This window comes from Halomonas sp. CnH100-B (assembly GCF_024124605.1).
Classification (GTDB): domain Bacteria; phylum Pseudomonadota; class Gammaproteobacteria; order Pseudomonadales; family Halomonadaceae; genus Vreelandella.
The window spans coordinates 272825-295490 of record NZ_JAMXRX010000005.1 but is presented as its reverse complement, the minus strand read 5'-3'; the positions used below and the strand labels follow the sequence as shown (position 1 = coordinate 295490).

General features: G+C 58.3%; 21 protein-coding genes. 12 read left to right on the top strand and 9 right to left on the bottom strand.

All coding sequences use genetic code 11. From position 1 onward, the window contains the following. Nucleotides 1-72 precede the first annotated feature (72 nt). The 4 genes from putA to NH398_RS13600 form a co-directional block, all read right to left on the bottom strand. Nucleotides 73-3264: a bifunctional proline dehydrogenase/L-glutamate gamma-semialdehyde dehydrogenase PutA gene (putA, locus tag NH398_RS13615; RefSeq protein ID WP_253018971.1), complete on the bottom strand. Its 3192-nt coding sequence runs from the start codon at nucleotides 3262-3264 to the stop codon at nucleotides 73-75. A 255-nt stretch (nucleotides 3265-3519) separates the two neighbouring features. Next, nucleotides 3520-4386: an AraC family transcriptional regulator gene (locus NH398_RS13610; RefSeq protein ID WP_253018970.1), complete on the bottom strand. Its 867-nt coding sequence runs from the start codon at nucleotides 4384-4386 to the stop codon at nucleotides 3520-3522. A 27-nt stretch (nucleotides 4387-4413) separates the two neighbouring features. After that, the gene (locus NH398_RS13605) at nucleotides 4414-4773 is read right to left on the bottom strand and encodes a hypothetical protein (RefSeq protein ID WP_159341792.1); all 360 of its coding nucleotides are present in this window, start codon (nucleotides 4771-4773) and stop codon (nucleotides 4414-4416) included. 304 nt (nucleotides 4774-5077) lie between these two features. Continuing rightward, nucleotides 5078-5485, bottom strand: a complete 408-nt coding sequence (locus tag NH398_RS13600) for a CBS domain-containing protein (RefSeq protein ID WP_159341793.1) — start codon at nucleotides 5483-5485, stop codon at nucleotides 5078-5080. A 142-nt stretch (nucleotides 5486-5627) separates the two neighbouring features. Between NH398_RS13600 and NH398_RS13595 the strand changes: the two genes are divergently transcribed. The 8 genes from NH398_RS13595 (at nucleotide 5628) to NH398_RS13560 (ending at nucleotide 11889) form a co-directional block, all read left to right on the top strand. Further along, the gene (locus NH398_RS13595; RefSeq protein ID WP_159341794.1) at nucleotides 5628-6161 is read left to right on the top strand and encodes a YqaE/Pmp3 family membrane protein; all 534 of its coding nucleotides are present in this window, start codon (nucleotides 5628-5630) and stop codon (nucleotides 6159-6161) included. 85 nt (nucleotides 6162-6246) lie between these two features. After that, nucleotides 6247-7122 (top strand): carboxylate/amino acid/amine transporter, encoded by an 876-nt coding sequence (locus NH398_RS13590; RefSeq protein WP_253018969.1) that lies wholly within the window; start codon nucleotides 6247-6249, stop codon nucleotides 7120-7122. 104 nt (nucleotides 7123-7226) lie between these two features. Continuing rightward, nucleotides 7227-8159: an NAD(+) kinase gene (locus tag NH398_RS13585; protein WP_253018968.1), complete on the top strand. Its 933-nt coding sequence runs from the start codon at nucleotides 7227-7229 to the stop codon at nucleotides 8157-8159. Between the two features lies 1 nt (nucleotide 8160). Then, a complete protein-coding gene (locus NH398_RS13580) occupies nucleotides 8161-9147 on the top strand; it encodes a metallophosphoesterase (RefSeq protein ID WP_253018967.1) in 987 nt (328 codons plus the stop codon). Nucleotides 9148-9346: 199 nt separating this feature from the next. Next, nucleotides 9347-10198, top strand: coding sequence for a rhomboid family intramembrane serine protease (locus tag NH398_RS13575; RefSeq protein ID WP_253018966.1), 852 nt, complete (start codon nucleotides 9347-9349; stop codon nucleotides 10196-10198). Nucleotides 10199-10239: 41 nt separating this feature from the next. Then, on the top strand, nucleotides 10240-10524 hold the full coding sequence (locus tag NH398_RS13570; protein ID WP_159341799.1) for a DUF1315 family protein: 285 nt from the start codon (nucleotides 10240-10242) through the stop codon (nucleotides 10522-10524). A 46-nt stretch (nucleotides 10525-10570) separates the two neighbouring features. Further along, a complete protein-coding gene (locus NH398_RS13565) occupies nucleotides 10571-11371 on the top strand; it encodes a DUF2797 domain-containing protein (protein ID WP_253019001.1) in 801 nt (266 codons plus the stop codon). 92 nt (nucleotides 11372-11463) lie between these two features. After that, nucleotides 11464-11889, top strand: a complete 426-nt coding sequence (locus NH398_RS13560; RefSeq protein ID WP_159341800.1) for a CopD family protein — start codon at nucleotides 11464-11466, stop codon at nucleotides 11887-11889. A 46-nt stretch (nucleotides 11890-11935) separates the two neighbouring features. Here NH398_RS13560 and NH398_RS13555 read toward each other — a convergent pair whose 3' ends face one another. Beyond that, nucleotides 11936-12397 (bottom strand): DUF2231 domain-containing protein, encoded by a 462-nt coding sequence (locus NH398_RS13555; RefSeq protein WP_159341801.1) that lies wholly within the window; start codon nucleotides 12395-12397, stop codon nucleotides 11936-11938. Between the two features lie 50 nt (nucleotides 12398-12447). Here NH398_RS13555 and coxB point away from each other — a divergent pair, with 50 nt between their 5' ends. From coxB to NH398_RS13535, 4 genes are read left to right on the top strand one after another with little or no spacing between them, the layout of a single operon-like run. Continuing rightward, nucleotides 12448-13527, top strand: a complete 1080-nt coding sequence (coxB, locus tag NH398_RS13550) for a cytochrome c oxidase subunit II (protein WP_366070599.1) — start codon at nucleotides 12448-12450, stop codon at nucleotides 13525-13527. Continuing rightward, nucleotides 13524-16049 (top strand): cytochrome c oxidase subunit I, encoded by a 2526-nt coding sequence (ctaD, locus tag NH398_RS13545; protein WP_253018964.1) that lies wholly within the window; start codon nucleotides 13524-13526, stop codon nucleotides 16047-16049. The genes coxB and ctaD overlap by 4 nt, the downstream gene beginning before the upstream one ends. Nucleotides 16050-16053: 4 nt before the next feature. Beyond that, a complete protein-coding gene (locus tag NH398_RS13540) occupies nucleotides 16054-16398 on the top strand; it encodes a hypothetical protein (protein WP_253018963.1) in 345 nt (114 codons plus the stop codon). Beyond that, on the top strand, nucleotides 16389-18695 hold the full coding sequence (locus NH398_RS13535) for a cation-translocating P-type ATPase (RefSeq protein WP_366070597.1): 2307 nt from the start codon (nucleotides 16389-16391) through the stop codon (nucleotides 18693-18695). Before NH398_RS13540 ends, NH398_RS13535 begins: the two co-directional genes overlap by 10 nt. On the opposite strand, the gene NH398_RS13530 is transcribed toward NH398_RS13535, so the two are convergent. The 4 genes from NH398_RS13530 to pgi form a co-directional block, all read right to left on the bottom strand. Then, on the bottom strand, nucleotides 18616-18909 hold the full coding sequence (locus NH398_RS13530; protein WP_083026029.1) for a winged helix-turn-helix domain-containing protein: 294 nt from the start codon (nucleotides 18907-18909) through the stop codon (nucleotides 18616-18618). The genes NH398_RS13535 and NH398_RS13530 overlap by 80 nt on opposite strands. A 38-nt stretch (nucleotides 18910-18947) precedes the next feature. Beyond that, the gene (locus tag NH398_RS13525; RefSeq protein WP_253018962.1) at nucleotides 18948-20027 is read right to left on the bottom strand and encodes a PA0069 family radical SAM protein; all 1080 of its coding nucleotides are present in this window, start codon (nucleotides 20025-20027) and stop codon (nucleotides 18948-18950) included. Nucleotides 20028-20334: 307 nt separating this feature from the next. After that, the gene (locus NH398_RS13520; protein ID WP_253018961.1) at nucleotides 20335-20715 is read right to left on the bottom strand and encodes a gamma-glutamylcyclotransferase family protein; all 381 of its coding nucleotides are present in this window, start codon (nucleotides 20713-20715) and stop codon (nucleotides 20335-20337) included. A gap of 134 nt (nucleotides 20716-20849) precedes the next feature. Beyond that, nucleotides 20850-22517, bottom strand: a complete 1668-nt coding sequence (pgi, locus tag NH398_RS13515) for a glucose-6-phosphate isomerase (RefSeq protein ID WP_062374568.1) — start codon at nucleotides 22515-22517, stop codon at nucleotides 20850-20852. Nucleotides 22518-22666: the final 149 nt, after the last annotated feature.

The window sequence follows — 22666 nt, the reverse complement described above, 5'->3', positions numbered from 1 at the left end:
CATTGCTCTATTATTGTCAACCATGAGACGGTTCCTTTTCAGGAGTTCAGGTTAGTTGTATTGATGAGCCGTTTACTCATCCCCTAGCGCCAGAAGCGACGCGTTGCCACCTAGGGCGGCGGTGTTGTTAGTAATCGTTTTCTCGGTCACGAAGCGCTGCAGGTAGTGCGGTCCGCCCGCTTTCGGGCCGGTGCCGGACAGCCCTTGGCCACCGAACGGCTGAACGCCAACAACAGCCCCGATGATATTACGGTTGATATACACATTGCCTACTCGAATTTTCTGCGCTATTTCAGCGGCAAAGGATTCGTTACGGCTATGCACCCCAAACGTCAGGCCATACCCCCGGCCGTTGATGTCATTGATGACCTTATCAAGCTCGCGTGCTTTGAAGCGCACGATATGCAGCACCGGGCCAAACTGCTCGCGCGTCAGGGCGTCGATGCTGTCGATGGTAAAGGCCACTGGCGGTACGAAAGTGCCGTGTTGGGTATGCTCCGCGGTCATCGGCGTTTCAGCGACCAAGCGGTTTTCGCTTTTGAGCTTTTCGATGTGCGCCATCAATCCGTTGCGCGCGTCTTCATCGATGACGGGGCCGACATCGGTACCCAGGTCGCGGGGGTCGCCAATGCGCAGTTCGCTCATTGCACCCTTTAGGATTTCAATGACGCGGTCAGCAACGTCTTCCTGAAGGTAGAGCACCCGAAGGGCCGAGCAGCGCTGGCCAGCACTCTGGAACGCTGATTGAATGACATCCACGACGACCTGCTCGGGCAGGGCGGTGGAGTCAACGATCATCGCGTTCATGCCGCCGGTTTCAGCGATCAGCGTGGGGAGCGGCGCGTTTTCGCGGGCGGCCAGCGCGCGGTTGATGATTTGCGCCGTGTCGGTACCGCCGGTGAAGACCACGCCGGTAATGCGTGGGTCAGAGGTCAATACGCTGCCTACGGTCGGGCCATCCCCCGGCAACAGCTGCACCACGTCACGGGGCATACCCGCTTCGTAAAGCAGTTCGATGACGCGGTGAGCGACAATAGACGTCTGCTCAGCGGGTTTCGCTAGCACGGTGTTGCCCGCCACGGCCGCGGCAACGATTTGCCCGCAGAAAATCGCCACCGGGAAGTTCCAGGGGCTAATGGCGGCAAAAACGCCTTTACCGCCCATGGTCAACCGGTTGGATTCGCCGGTGGGACCAGGTAGCTCGATGGGCTCGCCAAACGACTCCTCGGCACGCATGGCGTAGTAGCGGCAGAAATCGACCGCTTCCTTGATTTCATCGACGCCATCGGTGAGCAGCTTGCCGCCCTCCCGGGAGCAGAGTGTCATCAGCTCCGCCATGTGCTCTTCCATCAGGTCGCCCAGCCGACGCACAATCGCAGCGCGTTCGGCAACGGGCGTTGCGTCCCAGCGTGGGAAGGCTTCCCAAGCCGCATCGAGGGCTTTGGCCGCCTGCTCTTTGCTGGTCCACTGCACGCTGCCAACGGTTTGGCGACGATCAAAAGGCGATGTCACGCTATGCGTGTTAGCGCTATCGTCGGCCACGTCGAAGGCCAGCAGCGGTTTGGTGGGGTACTGCTTGTCCATGAACCCGCTCATTTTTTCCATCAGCGGGTAGTAGTGGCTACGGATGTTGAGGTTGACCCCACGGGAGTTGCGACGCTTCGGCCCATAAATGTCTTTCGGCAGCGGAATACGCTTGTTGTAGAACGTCTTTTGCTGGCGCAGGGTGTCGATGGGGTGCTGGCAGAGTGACTCCACCGGCACGTCCGGGTCGACGATCTGGTGGACGAAAGACGAGTTAGCGCCGTTTTCCAGCAGGCGACGTACCAAGTAGGGCAGCAGGTCTTTATGGGCGCCAACCGGTGCGTAAATACGGCAGTAGGTGCCTTTGGGAGCACGCTCGAGGGCCGCATCGTAAAGCGCTTCGCCCATACCGTGCAGGCGCTGGAATTCGAACGGGCGGCTGTCGTGGTTCGCCAGCTCCAGAATGGTCGTGACGGTGTGGGCGTTGTGGGTCGCAAACTGAGGGAAGATGCGGCCACTGGTATCGTCCGACAGCAGGAACTGTGCGCAGGCTAGGTAGGCCACATCGGTACACGCCTTGCGGGTGTAAACCGGGTACCCGTCGATGCCCAGCTGCTGTGACTCTTTGATCTCGCTGTCCCAGTACGCGCCTTTGACCAACCGCAGCGGAATTTCATCGCCTTGCTCGTCGGCCAAGCGGTTGATGTAGTGCAGCACCGGCAGCGCACGCTTGGAGTACGCCTGAACGACCAGACCAAAGTGGCCCCAACCTTTGACGGCGTCGCTTTGATAAATCGCCCGGAACACTTCCAGTGAAAGCTCTAGACGATCGACTTCCTCGGCGTCAATGGTGACCGCGACATCCAGCTCGCGCGCTTTGCTGACCAGTTGGATGACGGTATCTACCAGCTCGGCCAACACCTGCTCGCGGCGGCCAAACTCATAGCGCGGGTGCAGGGCAGAGAGTTTGATGGAGACCGACGGGGCGGGCGTTTTGTCGCCAAGGGACTTACACGCTTTACCGACCTGCTCGATGGCGCGTGCGTAATCGTCAAAGTAGCGCTTGGCATCGGCACGGGTGCGTGCGGCTTCGCCTAGCATATCGTAGGAGTAGGTGTAGCCTTTATTGAACAGCGGCTTGGAACGCTTTAGCGCTTCATTGATGTCGCGACCCAGGACGAACTGCTTGCCCATGATTTTCATGGCTTCGGTCATCGCCCGGCGAATGACCGGCTCGCCCATGCGGTTCACCATGCGATTGATGAAGTGGGCGGGCTGGCCCTCTTTCGGGTGATCGAGCTTCAATACCCGTCCGGTCATCAGCAGGCCCCATGTCGAGGCGTTGACCATCCAGGACTCGCTCTTGCCCACGTGGGACTGCCAATCGGCTGGCCCCAGTTTGTCTTCGATCAGCGCATCGGCGGTGGCTTTGTCCGGAATACGCAGCATCGCCTCGGCAAGACACATCAGCATCAGCCCTTCGTGGGTATCCAGGCTGTACTGCTGAAGCAGCTCGTCGATGGTGTCGACGGCGGTGTCCATGTTGCGAACGTCGCGCACCAGCGCTGCCGTGTTGGCCTCAATGCGCGCGAAATCGTCTTGGTCGGCGTTGAGCAGCTTGATCAGCTCGACTACGTAGGCATCTTCATCGACGATATAGTGTTCGCTGACACGCTGCATCAGCGTATCGAGGTCGGTTTGCCAGGTGGCAGGGTCACGCATTTTTTTAGCATTGAGCATTGAGGCCCCCGTAAGACAGGTCTGAAACGAACAGCATGAACGGATAGCTGTGTCAGCTAACGTTTAAAAGTGGTGGCAGGGCAGGTGCCCAGGCTGACGTTCGAATGTAGAGCTAGCCGCCGTTAGGTGTATGTCGTTTTCGTGGCAAAACGTGTCAATTTCTCGGCAAGCGGTGCCCATTTACGACTTTAGTAGAGTTGGCCGGCGCTTGCGAGGGGCCCATCCAACGACGTTTATAGTGTAGCGTCTCGTTAGCTATCGACGAGACGAGAGAACGCCTGACCCCGTTGGGGGGCTGGCGGGAGATAACACCGTTGAAGGGCTCGCCGAACGGTGACCGGTATCGAGAGATGGCCCCGTCAATCCTTGGCGTAACTGGCGCGGAGAGGCACCGTAGCTGCGTCGAAACGCGTGGGAAAGGGCGCTTTGATTGGCGAACCCGGTTTGAATGGCAATATCGGTGAGCGGCAGGCGGCTCTGCATGATGAGCTGGCGCGCCGCATGAAGGCGCTGCCGACGAACGTACTGCCAGGGCGAAAGGCCGGTTTGGGCGCGAAACCGTTCGGAGAAGTGCGCCTCGCTCAGACAGGCAAGTTTGGCCAGATCTGCCACGCGCAGCTCGTCTGCCAAATGGCGGCGTATGAAGCGGTCAATTTGATCGAGATCGATGCGCCGCTGGGTTGCCGTACTCGACGCCCCCAGGCGCGCCTTTAGCGAGCCGAGCAGCGTGGCGGCTAGTCGGTCCTGCTGAAAAGAGGTCGCAGAGTTGTCAAATCCTCGGGCGAGCTCACTCTCAACGAAGGTGAGGTAGTGACGTAGTGGGCTGTCCAGAGCGAAAAAGCGTGGCGCATCGAAGAGCGCCACCAATTCACGATGCTCGCCTGTCAGGGCGGGGGCATCCTCGGGAAGATCCAAAATGAGTTGGCGGTTGTGGCCGTTGCCGGAATAGTAGTGCTCATGATTAGCGGGCACGATGCAGCCGGAAAACGCATTCACTCGTCCACCCAGCCCTTCGATTTCGAACTCTGAGGAGCCGCAAAGCGTAATCACGATCTGGTGAAAATCGTGGGAGTGATGCTTCGTCGCCGTTTCCAAGGGAATTTGACGAATGGTACTCGGCATACGGTTCTCCTCGTCGCTGCAGCGTGGTTAGCGCTGACGAAGCGCTGTATGTGCCGCTAAATGATCGCGCAGAGCTTTAAGCTCTGCGTAACCCTCTTGATTGAGCAGCGGTTTGCCTTGGGCAATTTGCCAGCGCCTGCCATGGGTATCCATCAGGTGGGACGCTCGGCGGCGAATATTGTCGAGATACTCGTCGTGGCGAATGGGGTAGCCAATCAATGCGTTCCATTCCGTCTCGCTCACGCTGCTCTCCAGGGCTTTGTCAAAAAGGGCGATCAAATCCTTGGGTTCGGTACGATAGCGGGGTGTTCCTGCGTTCATCAGCACTAGCAGTACGGCGCCCATCACGAGTACACACACGCCTAACACCAGTAGATAAAGTGCCATCTTATGCTCCCGCCCGCATCAAGATGGACGCCAAGTTCAGCGCCCGTATCAGAGTCGATGCCCAGTATACGCCTGCGTCCGGCGAGACGAAAATTTTAACCTTTTGCGAACTTTTTCCCTGAGCAGTGTCTGAGAGTGTACAGGCAACATCGTGATGGCAGTCGCTAATAGTGTTGTTCTGGCTATTGTTTTCGATCCCTTGCTTCCGCTGCTTATTCAAGCAGCGGTTTTTTTTGTAGGTATTTTTTTATAGGTTTTTTATAGATATATGGGGCAAAGCCCGAGGGCTTAGGTATTCACGTGCTTAATGACGACGAATCGTGAGTAAAGCCATGAGAATATCCCGACGCGTGACGATGCCCACCAAGCGTTGCTGCTCGACGACCGGGTAAATTTTCGGCTTGGCACCGAGCATTTCCTGCGCGAGATCGGTCACGCTTTTGTTGGGCGAGGTGGTCAGCACGTCTTGACGCATGAGTTCCCGCACCAAGGGAGCCTCGTGGTCATGATAAATGCTATCGAGCACGTGCCCCAAGACATCCTGCTCGGAAATGAAGCCGATCAAACGGTCCGACATATCCACGACCGGCGCCCCCGGCAGCCGATGCAGTGCCAGCCCTTGGGCGAGTGTCGTGATGGATGTCTCTCCTGAGACGCGGTAGCAGTCGCGGGACATGATGTCTCGAACGGTGTCCGGAATGTTTTTGTTCATGAGGGTGCTCCTTATCATCATCGGCAGGCTGCCGCCGATTCTCTTACTGTAGGTGATTTAACTCACCCTGCGCTGCCCCCATACTGTCTCTATTCAACGCTTTGCTTTTTTAAATAAGCCTCAACCGCTGTGAGGAGTCGTGATGGACGCTCGTGAATACCTAAACCGTAAAGGCGTCGGCCTGGATCGAGATCCTGACAAGCCCAATACGCTGGAAGAGAAAGCCTGGGAGCGTGCCCGTGGCTCGGGTCAGCGTCGTCCCAAGGCAGGCACGCCCCACGATTGGGAAGATTGGGAGCGTTACCATGACGACCTGGCCGACGGTGCGGATTCCCTGGAACAAAAAATCGACAAAGAAGCGCACCGTCGAGCGCTCGCCCAAGAAAAGGCGGCCTCCGAACGAGCCAATGCGCCCGTCGAGCACTTTACGCCTGCGCCGGTGGTGAAAGAGGCCACGACCCGCTCGGAGCCCTCTTCCGTCGTGACGGACAGCGCCACCCCCGACGAGCCGGCCTCACTGCAGTGGGCGTACCGCGCGCTGGCCGTGTTACTACCGCCCCTCGCCCTGGGGTTGACCAATGGCGGTGCTCGACGTGTCGTCATCAGCGCACTGCTGACGCTGGCGGGCTGGCTCCCCGGCGTTATCTATGCGTTCGTGTGGTTGAACAAGCGCTAGCTTTCTCTTTTGCTGCTAGCCCATTGGCAGGAGAGGCGAATGACGTATAATTCCCGTCAACTAACTCTTTGTTTGAGGTTTACGAATGGGCTATCTGGTAGGCGTAACGGCGCTATGGGCGTTTTCGTTCTCGTTGATTGGGGTGTACCTCGCTGGTCAGGTGGACAGTTACTTTGCCGTGCTGGTACGGGTTACTCTGGCGATGCTGGTGTTTCTCCCTTTTTTACGTCCCAGCCTGCTGCGCGGTAAACAGCGGTTGGCGTTGATGGCGCTGGGCGCCATTCAACTCGGCGTGATGTACACCTTCTTTTATCACTCCTTTTTGCTGCTCTCCGTGCCGGAAGTGCTGTTATTCACCATTTTCACACCGGTGTATATCGCGCTGTTGGACGACCTGATGTTCAAGCGTTTTACGCCGATCTATTTGGTCACCGCTGCCTTGGCGGTGATTGGGGCGGGCGTGATTCGCTACGATGGAGTAGATAGCGGCTTTTGGTTAGGTTTTCTAGTCGTGCAGGGCGCTAACCTCTGTTTTGCCATTGGGCAAGTCGGCTATCGCCGTTTGGCATCCGACCTGCCGCCCACGCTGGCATGGCACAACGTGTTTGGCTGGTTCTTCATCGGGGCTATGCTGGTGGCGCTGCCTGCTTTCTTGCTGTTCGGCAATAACTCGGCGCTGCCCACCACGTCGCTGCAGTGGGGGGTGCTGGCCTGGCTGGGGCTCGTGGCGTCGGGCGTTGGGTATTTCGCCTGGAACCAGGGCGCCACGAAGGTCGATGCGGGCACGCTCGCCATCATGAACAATGCGTTGGTCCCCGCAGGCTTGGTCGTCAACCTCGTCATCTGGAATCGCGATGCCGAGCTGGACAAGCTGCTGCTGGGAGCGGCCATCATGGGTGCTTCGCTATGGCTGAACCACTGGTGGCTGCAGCGCCGAAAGGTAGCGGCTGCCGCAAGCTAAACCGCTGATTTGCCCGGCGCTAGGAGCACTTCTGCCGCGCCGGGTGATTTGCTCGATACCGCCTTCCTCTCCATAATGTGGGTTGATGCTAGCGAGAGTCACCCATGTCTAACACCCCATCGTCAAGCTCCCATACCGGTAGCCCGCGTCACCCAGCGAAGCCCTTCAAGACGATCGGCTTGATTGGCCGCCTTGGCAGTGACAAAGTCGTCGACTCGCTGCAACGCTTGGTCCGCTATTTGACCGAGCATGACTACAAGGTACTCATCGAGGACCGAACCGCCACGGCGCTGCCGCAGCACGGTTTGCCCGAGGCGAGCCGCCGTATGCTGGGCGAGCTATGCGATCTCGTGATCGTGGTGGGCGGTGACGGCAGTTTGCTAGGGGCCGCCCGTACTCTGTGTCGCAGCGGCACGCTGATTCTTGGCGTTAATCGTGGGCGGCTGGGGTTTCTCACCGATATTTCACCGGATGAGCTAGAGCATCGCGTTGGCGAGGTCTTGGCGGGCGAGTTCGAGGTGGAGGAGCGTTTTCTGCTGGATGCTGTGCTCTATCGCAATGGTGTGGCGGTGGGCAGCGGCGACGCGCTGAACGAAGTCGTCGTGCACCCTGGGAAAGCGGTGCGCATGATTGAGTTTGAGCTGTTTATTGATAGGCAGTTTGTTTACAGCCAGCGCAGTGATGGACTGATCGTGGCCACACCAACGGGTTCCACTGCCTATGCGCTGTCCGGTGGTGGGCCAATCATGCATCCCAAGCTGGATGTGGTGACGCTAGTGCCCATGTTCCCACACACGCTCTCGAGTCGGCCCATCGTGATCGATGCGGCCAGTGAAATACGCATTCATATCGGCGAAACCAACCAAACGTACCCTCATATCAGTTGCGATGGCCAAACGCGCGCGGTGGCCAAACCTGACGATGTGCTGGTCATCACCCGTAAGCCGGAGCGCGTTCAGTTGGTGCATCCCATTGGGCACAATTTCTACGACGTGCTGCGCAGTAAGCTCGGCTGGAGCCATCGGCTAGGGGATTGATATGGAGGGTTACGACCTCATCGGCGATGTCCATGGCTGCGGCGCGACGTTGGCAACGCTGCTCGAGAAGCTGGGGTATCACCAGCGGCGTGGTGTCTACCGTCACCCCCGACGCAAAGTGATCTTTTTGGGCGACCTCATCGATCGCGGGCCACGCATTCGACTTGCCGTTACCATTGCCCGGCGCATGGTGGAGGCGGGCGAGGCGCATATCGTCATGGGGAACCACGAATACAATGCGCTGGCCTATACCCACCCTGCGCCACGAGGCAGCGGCAAGCGCTGGCTGCGTGAGCACACGCCGCGCCACAATCGCATCATTCAAGACACGCTCGATCAATACCGCGACCACACCAACGAATGGGAAGATACGCTGGCATGGTTTAAAACCATCCCACTCTTTTTAGAGGTGGACGGCATTCGCGTCGTGCACGCCTGCTGGGACGCGACGCTGATCCATGAACTCAAGCAGCGTGCGCCCTCTGCACGGATGGATAGCCAGTTTTTGGTGGAATCCACCGACCCGACGTCCCAGGCGTATCGCATCCTTGATCGACTCACTCGTGGCCCCCATATACCGTTACCGACCGGGGTAGCGATTCACTCAGGGGATGGTTTCACCCGGCAAAGTTTTCGTGCGCATTTTTGGTCGGCCAACCCGCAGCAGTGGGGCGATGTCGTGTTTCAACCCGACAACTTGCCCGGCGACCTAGAGACGCAGCCGTTAAGCCAGAGCGAACGACAGCGGCTAAGTTATTATGGGCCCGACCAGCCGCCGCTCTTCATTGGGCATTATTGGTGTGAAGGGATTCCTGCGTTGCCAGCTCCCAATATCGCTTGCCTGGATTATAGCGCCGTCAAACTTGGTCGTTTAGTGGCATATCGTTGGAGCGGCGAAACACAGCTTAATGCCGATCATTTCGTTTGGATTCAAGTGCCTAGAGAAGAGCGTGCGTTACCTAAACCGTGGGAAATCGATTTTGATTAAGCGGGCGACTAAAGCGTTACATATGGTTACATAATTTTTGCAAAACAGCTGAACTAACCCCGTTGCCGGATATCAGAGTAAGTGTTCCCTTGAATGATCCCTTGCTTTTATCCGGCGGCCCCCTCCGCCGGATTTTTTTGTTTATCCGTTGGCCCTCTGGCGCTCAGGCGCACGACCACTTGGATAGTAGGGAGATGCCATGCATCCCGTCATGCTCTTACCCACGGGCGCAGACACACAGGCACTGCGCAAAGCGTTATGGCACTACCGTATTGGCCATCGCATTACGGACGAAGCCGAGGGCCAGCTGCTTTGGGTGGCCGACCCTCGTCAACGTGACGAGCTCCAGGCCGTCGTCGGGCGGTGGGAGCGGGGTGAACCGCTGATTCTCGACGGGGCTCAACCGCGGCGAGCCGCCAACGTCCAGCATCTCACCACGACGCTGCGCCATGTCCCGGTGACGGCTCTCATGATCGGTGTCAGCCTGCTGGTATTCGCCTTGAGCGGAGTGTTTGGCGATTTGCTGGTCGTGGCCCTGACCATCGTGCCGGTGGGTATTTCCGGCGGTCAGCTGGTGTACGGCTCGTTAGCGGACACCGTGATGGGAGGGCAGGTGTGGCGTTTGCTATCCCCCGCGTTTTTGCACTTCGGTTGGATGCACCTGATTTTCAACCTGATGTGGGTATGGTATTTCGGCCGACAGATCGAACAGCGCCAGGGCAGTAAAATGATGCTATTACTGCTTCTCGTCGCCGGTATTGGTGCCAACTTGGCGCAATACGTGACTGGGACGGTGCTGTTTGGTGGCATGTCTGGTGTGGTGTATGCGTTGCTGGCCCATGTGTGGCTTATGTCCCGCCGTGCCCCGCAAAGCGGTTTCTTCGTGCCGCAAATGCTGGTGGTCTTCATGCTCGGCTGGATGGTGTTCACCATGACCGACATCGCCAGTACCGTCGGCTTTGGCAACGTGGCCAATGAAGCTCACTTGGGCGGGCTGCTCGTGGGGCTCGCCTCGGGCTGGTATTATTCCTCCCAACGTAGAAAAGCCTAACGCCGCCAATTTGAACGCAGCCAACACGTGAGGTGCTGACCGTGAGCGATATGACCTTCGATAAAATGATTAACCAAATGACACCTGCGATTTATGAAAGCCTGAAGCAGGCGGTCTCGCTACGTAAATGGCCCGATGGCCGCCGGTTGACGCCTGAGCAAACCGAGCTGTGCTTGGAAGCGGTCATGCGCTATGAAGCCGAAAATAACGTACCGGAAGAGAACCGCGTAGGATACCTAGAACGTCGCACCTGTGGGGCAGGTGCAACGGGCGCCGGTGTGAGTCCCGAAATGGCGGGCCTGGGCCGGGATGCCACGCGTGACTGATTTGTTAATCCCAGAGGTCTCTCCCGTTAAAGGGTGTTTGCAAAAAATGGCGGCGGCGCTGCCTCGTCGCCAAGACGAACAGGTGGTTTACCACCTGCGCGCAGGTGAGCATCGGGTGGCATTGAATGAGCGTATTGGTTCCCCCATGCGTCTTTCATGGAGCGGGGCCATTGCCTGTACCCACTGCGGTCGGGCAACCAAAAAAAGTTTTGCACAAGGCTACTGCTACCCGTGTTTCAAACGGTTGGCACAGTGCGACACCTGCATCATGAAGCCGGAGACCTGCCACTACTACCAAGGCACCTGCCGCGAGCCGGAGTGGGGTGAGGCGCACTGCTTTCAGCCCCACATCGTCTATCTGGCTAACTCTTCCGGCTTGAAGGTGGGCATTACCCGCAAAACCCAAATGCCCACCCGCTGGTTGGATCAAGGCGCTATTCAGGCACTGCCGATTCTCGAAGTGAATACCCGCCAGCAGTCCGGGTTCGTCGAGATGCTCTTCAAAGAGCAGGTAGCCGACCGCACCAACTGGCGTGCCATGCTCAAAGGTGAGGTAGAACTACTCGATTTGCGCGCTGAACGTGACCGATTGTTGAACACTCTGGCAGACGGCTTAAGCCAGCTACGCAGTGTTCACGGCGAAGACGCCATTCGCACGCTGGATGAAGCGCCTCTGCAGTTCGACTATCCGGTTGCAGCGTTTCCGCGCAAAGTGGTCTCTCACAATTTCGACAAGCAGCCGCTGGTTGAAGGCACCCTTCAGGGTGTTAAAGGGCAATACCTCATGTTCGATACGGGGGTGATTAATCTACGTAAATTCACGGGTTACGAAATTTCGGTAGCGTGAAAAATAGGCATTTTGCCTAGCCAGAGTGGCATCGGTTGACTAGGGTTATTAGGGTCATCACAGACACTGCCTAGTTACGCAAGGAAGCCTCGATGCCATGGCTAAAACTGCTGCACATCGCCGCGCTGGTCATTTGGTGCGGTGCACTTCTTTATCTTCCAGCACTGTTACTGCAATCGCTGCAGCTGCGTAAAGACGCGGGATTTGCCCAAGGCACACCTCCAATGCCGCGTTTTTTTTACAACTCTATCGCCACGCCGGCCGCTCTCGCTGCGATTGCTTCGGGCACGTTGCTGTTTCTTCTGCATGGCCTGTTGGGCGGTTGGTTGATCCTCAAATTAGGCGCCGTGGTGCTGATGGTGGCGGCCCACGGCTGCTTTGGCTGGCTCATATTGCGTCTGGAGATGGGAATTTTTAAAGGGGTGAAGGCAGCCAGCCTGTGTGCGTTGCTGCTGGCGCTGGTCGGCATTGTTGGCGTGCTTGGGTTTGTGCTTTCCAAGCCGCTGGAGTGGAGCTAGCGCCATGGCCAACGTTCTGTCATGGGGGGCCATTGTGCCGTCCGGGTCACTGCTCCACTTCAACGCCCACCGCGTGCTCGTACACCAGCTGGCCACCGAGCCACCCGGCCAGCGCAATCAAACCGGCCGTTACCAGCGAGATGGCCAACCCCCACGGCAGCACCGCATCGGGCTCAGTGAAACGCAGCAGCCAGTTCAGCGACGCCAGAGAGAGCATGACGACAGCGACTATCGCGTGACTCCAGCCCGTGATCAAACGGCGGATGCGGGCCACCGATACCAGGTCGATAATGCCGGCCACCGACGCAATCCAGCCGCCAAACGCGCCAACCCCCGCCAGCCAGAGCCCGCCGCGCAGCCAGAACATATCCTGGGTATACCAGTAGGCCAAGTCGCAGGCGACCAACGCCATCAGGGCCGCCACCGGGAAGTGAATCATCACTGGGTGAAGCGGGTGCCCTGCCAGCGATGCGCGGCTTTTGATCGAGCGTTGGGGAGTCTGTGTCATGGTCACTTCCTGTGGTTAGACAAATCAAAACAGTTAGATAGATCAACTGTATGTCAGGGAAAACGCTAATGAGGGAACGCCATAGCGCCACATGCATCTTGTCGTATCGAACAGCGCTCCGAGCCCGTCGACTGGCCTATTGGCTAGGGGGTGGCTTGCTGTTAGGTGTCGCGGGTTGCAGCGGCGACAGCTCTATCTTAGACCCTGCTGGGCCCGCCGCAAGAGACGTGCGGTTAATTTGGTGGGTGATGCTGGGGTTTGCCACCATCGTGCTGATCGGTGTCACCGTGGTTTGGCTCTACGCCTTCAAGCCGCGCAACGTGGAGCGCACGCCTACCCAAGAACGACGTATTGCCCGGCGTTGGATCATTGGCGGTGGCCTCATTTTGCCCATTGCCAGTATTACGGCGCTGCTAATGTTTGGGGTGCCCGCCGGGCAGCGCATGCTGCCGCTCCCGCTAGGCGAGCCGCCTGAAGTGATTGAAGTGATCGGCCACCAATGGTGGTGGGAGGTGCGCTACCCAGGCGCCGAAGGCGGCGAAGTCGTCACCGCTAACCAGCTCGTCATGCCCGCCGGGGAGCCGGTGGATTTTCACGTGAGCGGCGCGGATGTCATTCACGCGTTTTGGGTGCCGCGCCTGGGCGGCAAAATCGACATGCTGCCAGGAAGGGTGAATAAAATCCGTTTGGAAGCCGATGAGCCCGCCGTGTTTGGCGCCCAGTGTGCCGAGCTGTGCGGGGTGGGGCATGCCCATATGCATTTGTATGTCGAAGCCGTGCCTCGTGAAGCATTCGATACATGGCTGGCGGCTCGGCAAGACGCAGAACTAAGCGAATTAGCGACGCAAGATACCACTCATGATGTTGCAAGAGAGGCCTTTGCGACCCACTGCGCGAGCTGCCATCAAGTGGCTGGCGTCAGCCAGGGCGGTGTAGGGCCTAACCTCTCGGATGTCGGTAGCCGCACGATGCTGGGTGCCGGTGTGATGGCCATGGAAGAGGGCGCGGTGAGCCAGTGGCTGCAGCAGCACCAAACGCTGAAGCCGGGTAATAAAATGCCCGCCCACGACGATATTGATATGGACACCTTGGATGCCCTGGGTGCTTGGCTGGAGACCTTGACCCCATGAAGAGCGTGAATCAAGAGGCGGTAGAGCAAGACCCGCAGCAGTTACACGAAGACCTACATGACATTTGGGGTAACCCGAAAGGGCTAAAGGCCCTCACCATCGTGAACCATACAACGCTAGGTCTGCGTTTTATGATCACCGGGATGGTGTTTTTCCTGATTGGCGGCATTCTTGCCATGCTGGTGCGTACCCAGCTAGCGATGCCCGACCAGGACTTTATGTCGCCGGAGATCTATAACCAAGTCACCACCATGCACGGCACGGTGATGATGTTTCTGTTCGCCATTCCCATGCTGGAGGGGCTGGCGATTTACCTGATCCCTAAAATGATTGGTGCCCGTGACTTGGTGTGTCCACGGCTAACGTCGCTGGGTTATTTCTGCTACCTGTTTGGCGGGATTATTCTCACCTCCAGCCTAATTATTGAGATGGCGCCTTCAAGCGGTTGGTTTATGTACACGCCGCTGAGCAGTAAAGAGTTTGCTCCGGATTTGGGCTCCGATTTTTGGCTGCTGGGCATCACCTTTGTGGAGATATCAGCGCTTTCGGCGGGGGTGGAGCTGGTGGTGTCTATCTTACGCACCCGCACCCAGGGCATGGCGCTGCATAAGATGCCGCTGTTTGCGTGGTATATCCTCGCCATGGCGCTAATGATCGTGGTGGGCTTCCCGCCGCTGATACTCGGCAGCGTGCTGCTGGAGCTTGAGCGAGCAGTCGGCATGCCGTTTTTCCAAATTGCGGGCGGCGGCGACCCGGTACTCTGGCAGCACCTGTTCTGGCTGTTTGGGCACCCCGAGGTGTACATCATCTTCCTGCCTGCCGCTGGTATTGTCTCCACCTTGATTCCGGTGTTTGCCGGGCGGCCCATTGTGGGGTACGGCTGGGTAGTGGCAGCGATCACCATCATGGGCTTTATCAGCTTTGGGCTATGGGTTCACCACATGTTCACCATTGGCATTCCGCAGCTGGCCCAGGCGTTTTTCTCGGCGGCCAGTATGCTAGTGGCCGTGCCCACGGCGATTCAGGTGTTTGTCTGGATAGCCACGCTCTGGCTTGGCAAACCCAAAATGAAGCTGCCCATGCTGTGGGTGATGGGCTTTTTAATTATCTTTGTGTGTGGTGGGTTAACCGGCGTCATGCTGGCGCTGGTGCCGTTTAACTGGCAGGTGCACGACACCCACTTTGTGGTGGCGCACATGCACTACGTGCTGGTGGGGGGCATGTTCTTCCCGCTAATCGCTGGGCTTTACTACTGGCTGCCGCTCTTTTCTGGGCGAATGCCCTCCGAAAACCTGGGGCGCTGGGGGTTTTGGCTTACCTTCCTGGGCTTTAACGGCACCTTCTTAATCATGCACTGGACCGGGCTGCTTGGCATGCCCCGGCGGATTTACACCTATGAAGCAGGGTCGGGCTGGGAGATTTTCAACCTGCTCTCATCCATCAGTAGCTTTGTGCTCTCGGCAGGGATTGCCATGGTGCTGCTGGATATCGCGCTGCACTTCCGGTTTGGCAAGCCCGCCAAGCATAACCCCTGGAATGCCGATACGCTGGAGTGGGCCAACACCATGCCGCCCAGCGCCTATAACTTTGTCAGCCTTCCCAATGTGGAAACCCGCCACCCGCTGTGGGATGACCCGAACCTGCCGCATACCATGGCCGAGGGTAAGCACTCGTTGGCGGTGGCTTCCCACGGCAGAAGGGAGATGTGGGGCACCGACCCGATTACGGGCAAGGTGCGCGAGATTATCCACCTGCCCGGTAACTCCTGGTGGCCGCTGTTTGCCGCTGCCGCGCTGGCGGTGGTGTGCCTGAGCCTGCTGACCAAGGTGTACGTGTTGGCAGGCGTGTTCGTGATGATTGCCGGTATCTTCCTGCTGCGCTGGTCCTGGGAGAATGGCGCGCATCCTAAAGCGGCACCGGATGCGGGCGTAAAACCGGGCGACCCACCGCTCCATTCGCGCACGATGGATGGTCCTGGTCTTTGGGCGATGGGTGTTTTTCTGATCGCTAACGGATCGTTTTATCTCTCTTATCTGTTTGGCTGGTTCTACCTCTGGACCGTTTCACCGCAATGGCAGATGCCAGAGACGCCGCCGCTATCACTCATATTAATGGGTGCAGCTGGCGTAGCGGTTTTAGCCGGTTGTGGTGTGATGGAAAAGCTGGTGCGTGGGCTGCGCCAGCAGCGTGACGCCGGGCTAGGTGCAGGCTTCTATTTAGCCGCTGCGTTAGGTGCACTGCAAGTGGGGCTAACGGGCTGGGCGCTGTGGCAAGCCGAACTTGCTCCCACACAAACCTCCCACGATGCGGTGATGCTGGTCGGCCTTGTCTACGCCCTGTTCCACGGCGGTTTAGCGGTCATCTTGACCGTGCTTCAAGGCCTGCGTGTGGGCTATGGCTATGTGGGCGCTCATGCTCCCTTCGAGCCGGGCGTAGTAGCCCTACTATGGCGCTATAACGTGGTCACCTTTGGACTATTAATTGCGGCGCTAGCGGTGCTGCCCCGCGTGTTAGGAGGGTAGGGCGATGGAACGAATGAACTTTACCCACCCTATCCATTTGATAGTGGGGCTAACGCTTTGGAGCGTTTGGTTTGTGGCCGTGTATAGCGGCCTATCGGTGGCCTGTGCGGTGGCTCCGCCGCCGCCAGAGGCAAGATCACTCACGCTGCTCAACGCAGGTCTGGGCGGTTTTACTCTTCTCTGTGCTGCTGGGCTTGTGCTGTTGGCGTGGGGGTGCTGCCGCACAGCCAAGCAGCATCAGGGGCGTCAGCGCTTTCATGCCGTGGTATCCGGTTGGCTCTACTTGTTTTCTGCCTTTGGCGTGGCGTTTGCGGGGCTACCCATCATTGGCGTGCCGCCTTGTCTGTAACCGTGAACAGTGACTCGCCTGCTAATGACGACGCACCGCTCTATACGCTTCATGGCATGTGGTGCACCAGCTGTGCGCTGGCGGTAGAGGGCGCGCTAGCCCGCGTGCCGGGAGTCGCTGAGGCCAGCGTTCATTACCCTACTGCAACGGTATGGGTAAACGGCTCTCCCTCAGCAACCCAGTTGGCGGCGTTAGCCCCCGTGGTGAAACGGCTGGGCTATCGGCTGAGCGAGTTAGAGCCAGTGCAAGATGCCCAGCAGCGCTTAGCCCAAGAGAGCCGCTACCTCACGCTGCGCCTAATTGTAGGCGCAGTGTTGGGTATGTGGACCATGCTGGCGTCGCTGCTGATCTACGTGGGCGCGCTGCCCAATGCCACCATAGAGCTGGTCGTTGCGTGGGTGGCCGGTGCCTTTTCACTGCCCGTCGTACTCTATTCCGGCCTTCCGTTTTACCGAGCGGGGTGGCGCACACTACTGGCCCGACGCCCCGGCATGGATGTATTGGTAAGCCTGGGTGTGCTTGGCGCCATGGCGGTATCGGTAGGACTGCTGCTGTGCGGCTCTTCTGAGGTCTATTTCGATACTGCGGTGATGCTGATTGTGCTGCTTCTGGTGGGCCGGCTGGTCGAAACCCTGTGCAGGCAACGGGGGCTTAAAGCCTTTGATGCACTAAGGCTGCCGGAAGCTGATGTGGTGGTTTGCCAAGGCGGGCAGCGCGACACGCAGCCCGTCGAGGAAGTCTCCATGAGAGCCGTGATTGAAGTGCCTCCTGGTGAGCAGGTGCCCTTGGATGGCCTGCTGGAAACGCCCGGCTGGCTGGATACCGCCACGCTAACCGGGGAGAGCGTGCCGCGCTACCTGCATGCTGGGCAGCGTGTATACGCTGGCTGCCGCTATGCGGCGGGGCTAAACGCAGCGTCTTTGAAGGTGACTGTGACTGCCACCGTCGGCCAGCGGCGGGTGGATAAGCTGTGCGAGCAAATGCGCCGCGCCCAGGTAAAAAAGGGCGAATTGCACAAGCTGGCCGACCGCTTTGCCTCATGGCTAAGCCCCGTAGCGCTGCTGCTGGCTGCGCTGACACTTCCACTCGGGCTGCTATTGGGCCTTGGTCTAGAAGACGCTGCTGTGCGTGCGCTGTCTGTTTTGGTGGTGGCTTGCCCCTGCGCGGTGGGGCTGGCGGTGCCGCTGGCAAGCCTTGCCGGTAGCAGTCAAACATTACAACAGGGCATTGCGCTTCGCGACCCTGCTGCTTTTGAAACCCTGGCGAACGTACGCGGTATTGCCTTCGATAAAACCGGTACGCTCACCCGGGGGCAGCATCAGGTAGTGCACGCCGCGCTGCGCCAAGGCGAAGACCTCGCGATTTTTCAGGCGATGCTACGCAGCGCCGTCAGCCAAAGCGAACACCCGCTAGCCAGCGGTTTGTTGGATTGGGTGAACCAGGCTGAAACAGCAACGCCGCCCAAGGCACTTCATAAAGTACTTCATCTTGAGGAGCATCCCGGCAAAGGCCAGCAAGCAACGTTTCAAAACGGAGAGCAGTGGTGGTTAGGTAGCGCCGTATGGATAGAGCAGCAGCTTGGCGCGCCTTTGCCAGATAACGCCCAACACCCTGACTACGCCTTTGCTTCACAGGTGGTAGTGGCCAACAGCCGCGGTTGGCTCGCCACGCTCTACTGTGCCGACCAGCCGGTGAGCGATGCGAAAGCGAGCCTTGCCGAACTACAGCGCTCAGGGTACATCGTGGCGCTGATCAGCGGCGACCGCCAGGGGCCGGTGGGCTGGCTTGGCCTGCAGGTGGGGCTAGCAAAAAACGCGTGCTACGCCCAGCGTTCGCCAGAAGCTAAAGCGGCGCTGCTCAAAGGGCTGCCATCGCCCACGCTCTATGTGGGCGACGGGGTGAACGATACCTTAAGCCTTGCCGAAGCCGGGGTAGGCGTCGCCCCCATGCAAGCCAGCGAAGCCGCCCGCGAAGGAGCCGCCGCACAGCTGCTTTGGCCTGGGGTGAGCGGTATCGTAAGGCTATTGGCACTGGCTAAGCGCACCCGCCGAGTCATGGTGCAAAATCTAGTGTTTTCGGCACTCTATAACACGCTGGCGCTTGGGCTGGTGATCATGATGGCGGTACCGCCCTTGGCCGCCGTACTGGCGATGGCAGCAAGCTCGCTCAGCGTGACGTTAAATACAGCGCGCCTTGCGTGGGCAGAGCCTGACGAGGCTAGCGATAGCCCAGTACCTGCCCTAAGCGCTCAGCGTTCGATGCCACCCACTGAGGGTCAATCGCGCCCCACTGCTTAATGGTGTAGTGGCCAATGTTGTGGCGCTCGCCGTCGCCTTTTTCAAATACGCACTCAATATCCAATTCCCCCAAGGACGTAATGGTGTCTTGGGCGGTGCGCCTCGGCATGCCGGTGGCTTCCATCAGCGCGGGTACGCTGGCCACGCCTTGCTCAATCAAGTGGGCCACGTAAAGGCGGCGGTAAAAGCTGGATTTTGTTTTGCTGAGCGACATGGAGAGGGCGTCTTCTTAGTGATGGGTATTCCTGCAGTCTAATCAAATAAATCCCCCTGTGCCCGGGGCGGGCGAAAATCACGGGTATTCAGCCCCTGCTCGGTGCGTGGCTGCATGTTCCATTGGCGGCTAGCACGCTGAAACCGCTGGGCGATTAAGTCAGCAAATACCCCTTCTCCGCGAAAGCGCTTACCAAAGGCCGCATCGTAGGTTTTACCGCCCCGACACTGACGCATCAAGCTCATCACTTTGGCAGCGCGCTCGGGGTAGTGAGCCTCTAGCCACGCGTCAAACAGTGGCGCGACCTCGTGGGGCAGCCGCAGCAGCATCCAGGTGGCGGTGCGCGCCCCGGCGCGGCTGGCGGCTTCCAGAATGCGCTCAATTTCGTGGTCGGTCAGGCCGGGAATAATCGGTGATACTAGCGTGCCCACCGGTATTCCCGCCGTGTTTAGCTCGCGGATCACTTTCAGGCGTGCCTGCGGCGATGCCGCACGGGGTTCCAGCGTGCGCTTTAGGTTAGCGTCTAGGCTGGTCAAGCTCACGAACACCCGCACCAAGCGATGCTCCGCCATTTCTGCTAGTAGATCGATATCCCGCAAAATCAGCGTGCTTTTCGTCACTAGCGTCACCGGGTGGCGGCAAGCCAACAGCAATTCCAGTAAGCGGCGAGTGGTTTGGTAGGTGGCCTCTAGCGGCTGGTAACAGTCGGTATTACCGGAGAGGTTAATGGGGCGGCAAACATAGTGGGGGTGGCAAAGCTCCTCTTTTAAATGCTCCACCAGCCCGTGGCGGGCGATCAATTTGGTTTCAAAATCCAGCCCCGGTGATAAATCCCAATAGGCGTGGGAGGGACGCGCATAGCAGTAGACACAGCCATGCTCACAGCCGCGATACGGGTTAAGCGAACGATCAAAAGGTAAATCTGGCGATTTGTTCCAAGAGAGTGCGCTTTTACTGGCTTCCTCGCGCACTTCTGTTGCCAGCGAAATAGAGGCTTCTTCCTGCCACCAGCCGTCATCCTCTGCCACGCTGCGGGTAGGGGCAAAGCGGTTATGTGGGTCGTAGGTTGCACCGCGCCCTTTATGCACGGTAGCTCGAGAGGGATCCAGTGATGTCATCTGCCACCTCATACGTAGTATCAATATATGTTTATAAATACAGTATATGGGGTTTGCGCAGCACCGCAACCAAGCGGGCAGTACAGCCACGACAGCGCTAATGGTATTTTGGGAAAAGAGGGACGACTTACTTGGATGATGTCAGGGGAGGGCAGGCATTTCTGCGAGGACTAAACGTCGAGCATATCGTCGATAAAAACGTGCCCGATGCGTTCACACACTCTGGGTTAGAGCACTGGCGAATTTAGCAGGGGAGTATGCGGAGATTGTGAGTACGGAAGAGGCGTTGGCCTTTCTGTAAATCGTTTTACCACTCTCCGCTCCTGATCTGCGACGTTGTCTCAACCGGTGGATTGTAGATATAGCACCAGGCATCGCCATACTGTGTTGCCAGCACCGTCCGGTCGTACATCCCTTCTGCGGGAGAGTGATGCAAGTAATCTTCTAGCTCATCCAGTCGTGCTAGCTGTTCGGCGTTAATGGCATACACTTCCACCTTAACGCCTGTGGATGGCGTGAGCTTAGCGCCTGGGTAGGGGCCAAGGTCGTAAAGTGTGATTCCCGTTAAACGGTCTTGGCCCAGCATGTCAGCGCCGTTTAAACAATGATGATTGCGATGGCCGTGCTTTAACGTGCCGTATACCGCTACTCGCGGGCAGCGCTGAATAGACCGGTGAAGATGCTGCATGGGTTCACCTTTTCACAATGTTCAATAAGCCACGGCTACACGCCGATTGTCGACGGTTGAGAGCCACTCAATAGGCGTTGACCCAAAAGCGCCCTGGCAGTCTGCCAAGGCGCTGTGCTTACCTACCTTTTAACCTAACGCTTCTTCCGCACCGGTTTTTTATCACTGCTTGCTGGCTCAGCGCTATCGGCTTTGCGTGCACTGCTGGGAAAGTGCGCTCGTACTAACTCCAAAAGGCCCTGCGTAGAAGCGTCGAAGTCGGCGGCGTTGGCGTCGATGCGCTCGCTGATCTCTCCGGCGATGCGCTTGCCTAGCTGTACACCCCACTGGTCGAACGAGTTGATGTTCCAAATCACGCCCTGCACGAACACTTTGTGTTCGTAGAGCGCAATCAGCGCGCCCAGGTTTTTCGGCGTTAGCTCGTCGAGCAGCAGGGTGCTGGAGGGGCGGTTGCCGGGGCAGCTATAGGGGTCGAGCTGGCTAAGCTCTTTGCTGTCGCCTTGGCTGCCTTCCATAAAGGCGTTGGCTTGGGCCAGCATGTTGGTCAGCAGGGCGAAGTGGTGGTCTTCCACGCCCGGTTCCGGCTTGAGCGAGGCGATAAAATCGATGGGCACATAGCGCGTGCCCTGGTGCAGCAGCTGGAAGAAGGCGTGCTGGCCGTTGGAGCCGGTTTGGCCCCACACAATTGGGCCGGTTTTGTAGTTCACCGGGTGGCCGAAAATATCCACCGACTTGCCGTTAGACTCCATATCCAACTGCTGCAGGAAGGAGGGCAGCTGGTTGAGCGCTTGGTCGTAGGGCACGATGGCTTGGGTTTCCGCGCCGATAAAGTTGATGTACCAGATGCCGATTAGCGCCATAAGGACCGGCATGTTTTGAGCGAAAGGCGCTTCGATAAAGTGCCGGTCCATCTCATGGGCGCCTTCCAGCAGCTCGATAAAGCCTTCAAAGCCAATCGAGAGCGCAATGGGCAAGCCGATGGAAGACCACATGGAGTAGCGGCCGCCCACCCAGGCCCAAAACTCGAACACGTTCTCTTCGCGAATACCGAACTCCATGGCCGCTTTGCGGTTGGTGGACGCGGCAATAAAGTGCGCGCCCACGTCCGCGTCTTCGCCAGCGTTCTCCAGGAACCAGCGCCGCGCCGTCTTGGCGTTGAGCAGGGTTTCCTGGGTGGAGAAGGTTTTGGTAGAGACGATAAACAGCGTGGTGGCGGGGTCTAGCCGCGACAGCACTTTCTGTATATGGGTGCCGTCCACGTTGGAAACGAAGTGGAAGTGCAGCTCTGGGTGGCGATACTTCAACAGCGCACGCACTGCCATGTTGGGGCCAAGGTCCGAGCCGCCGATGCCGATATTGACCACATCTTTAATACGCTGGCCGTTATAGCCTTTCCACTCGCCGCTACGCACCGCTTCCGAGAACAGCTTGATCTGCTCGCGGGTGCGGGTGATTTCTGGCATCACGTCTTCGCCGTCCACATACACCGGTTCATCACCAAGATGGCGTAGGGCGGTGTGGAGTACCGGACGGTTCTCGGTCACGTTGATAATGTCGCCAGAAAACATTTGGGCGCGGCGCTGTACCAGGGCGGAATGGTCGGCTAGCTCGATTAGTTTAGCCAGCACTTCATCCGATACCTGATGCTTGGAGTAATCTAGAAAAAGGCCGCCGACGCGGAGGCTCATTTTTTCAAAGCGCTGCGGATCATTCGTAAAGTAGTCACGAATGCGGTCATTGGCGGTTTTATCGCGCAGGCGCTCTAGGGCCTGCCAAGTAACGCTGCGAGTGAGTTGAAACATAACGGGCGGTCCTGTTGTTTTTACATCTGTTTTACATCGTTATCGCTAACGGGGCGTGTCCGACCCTTGGCGTCGCTGTTATTTATGTAAAAATACTACATGTTGCGCGCTTGAGAACAACAGTTAGCGATCAATGGTAAGAAAAATGG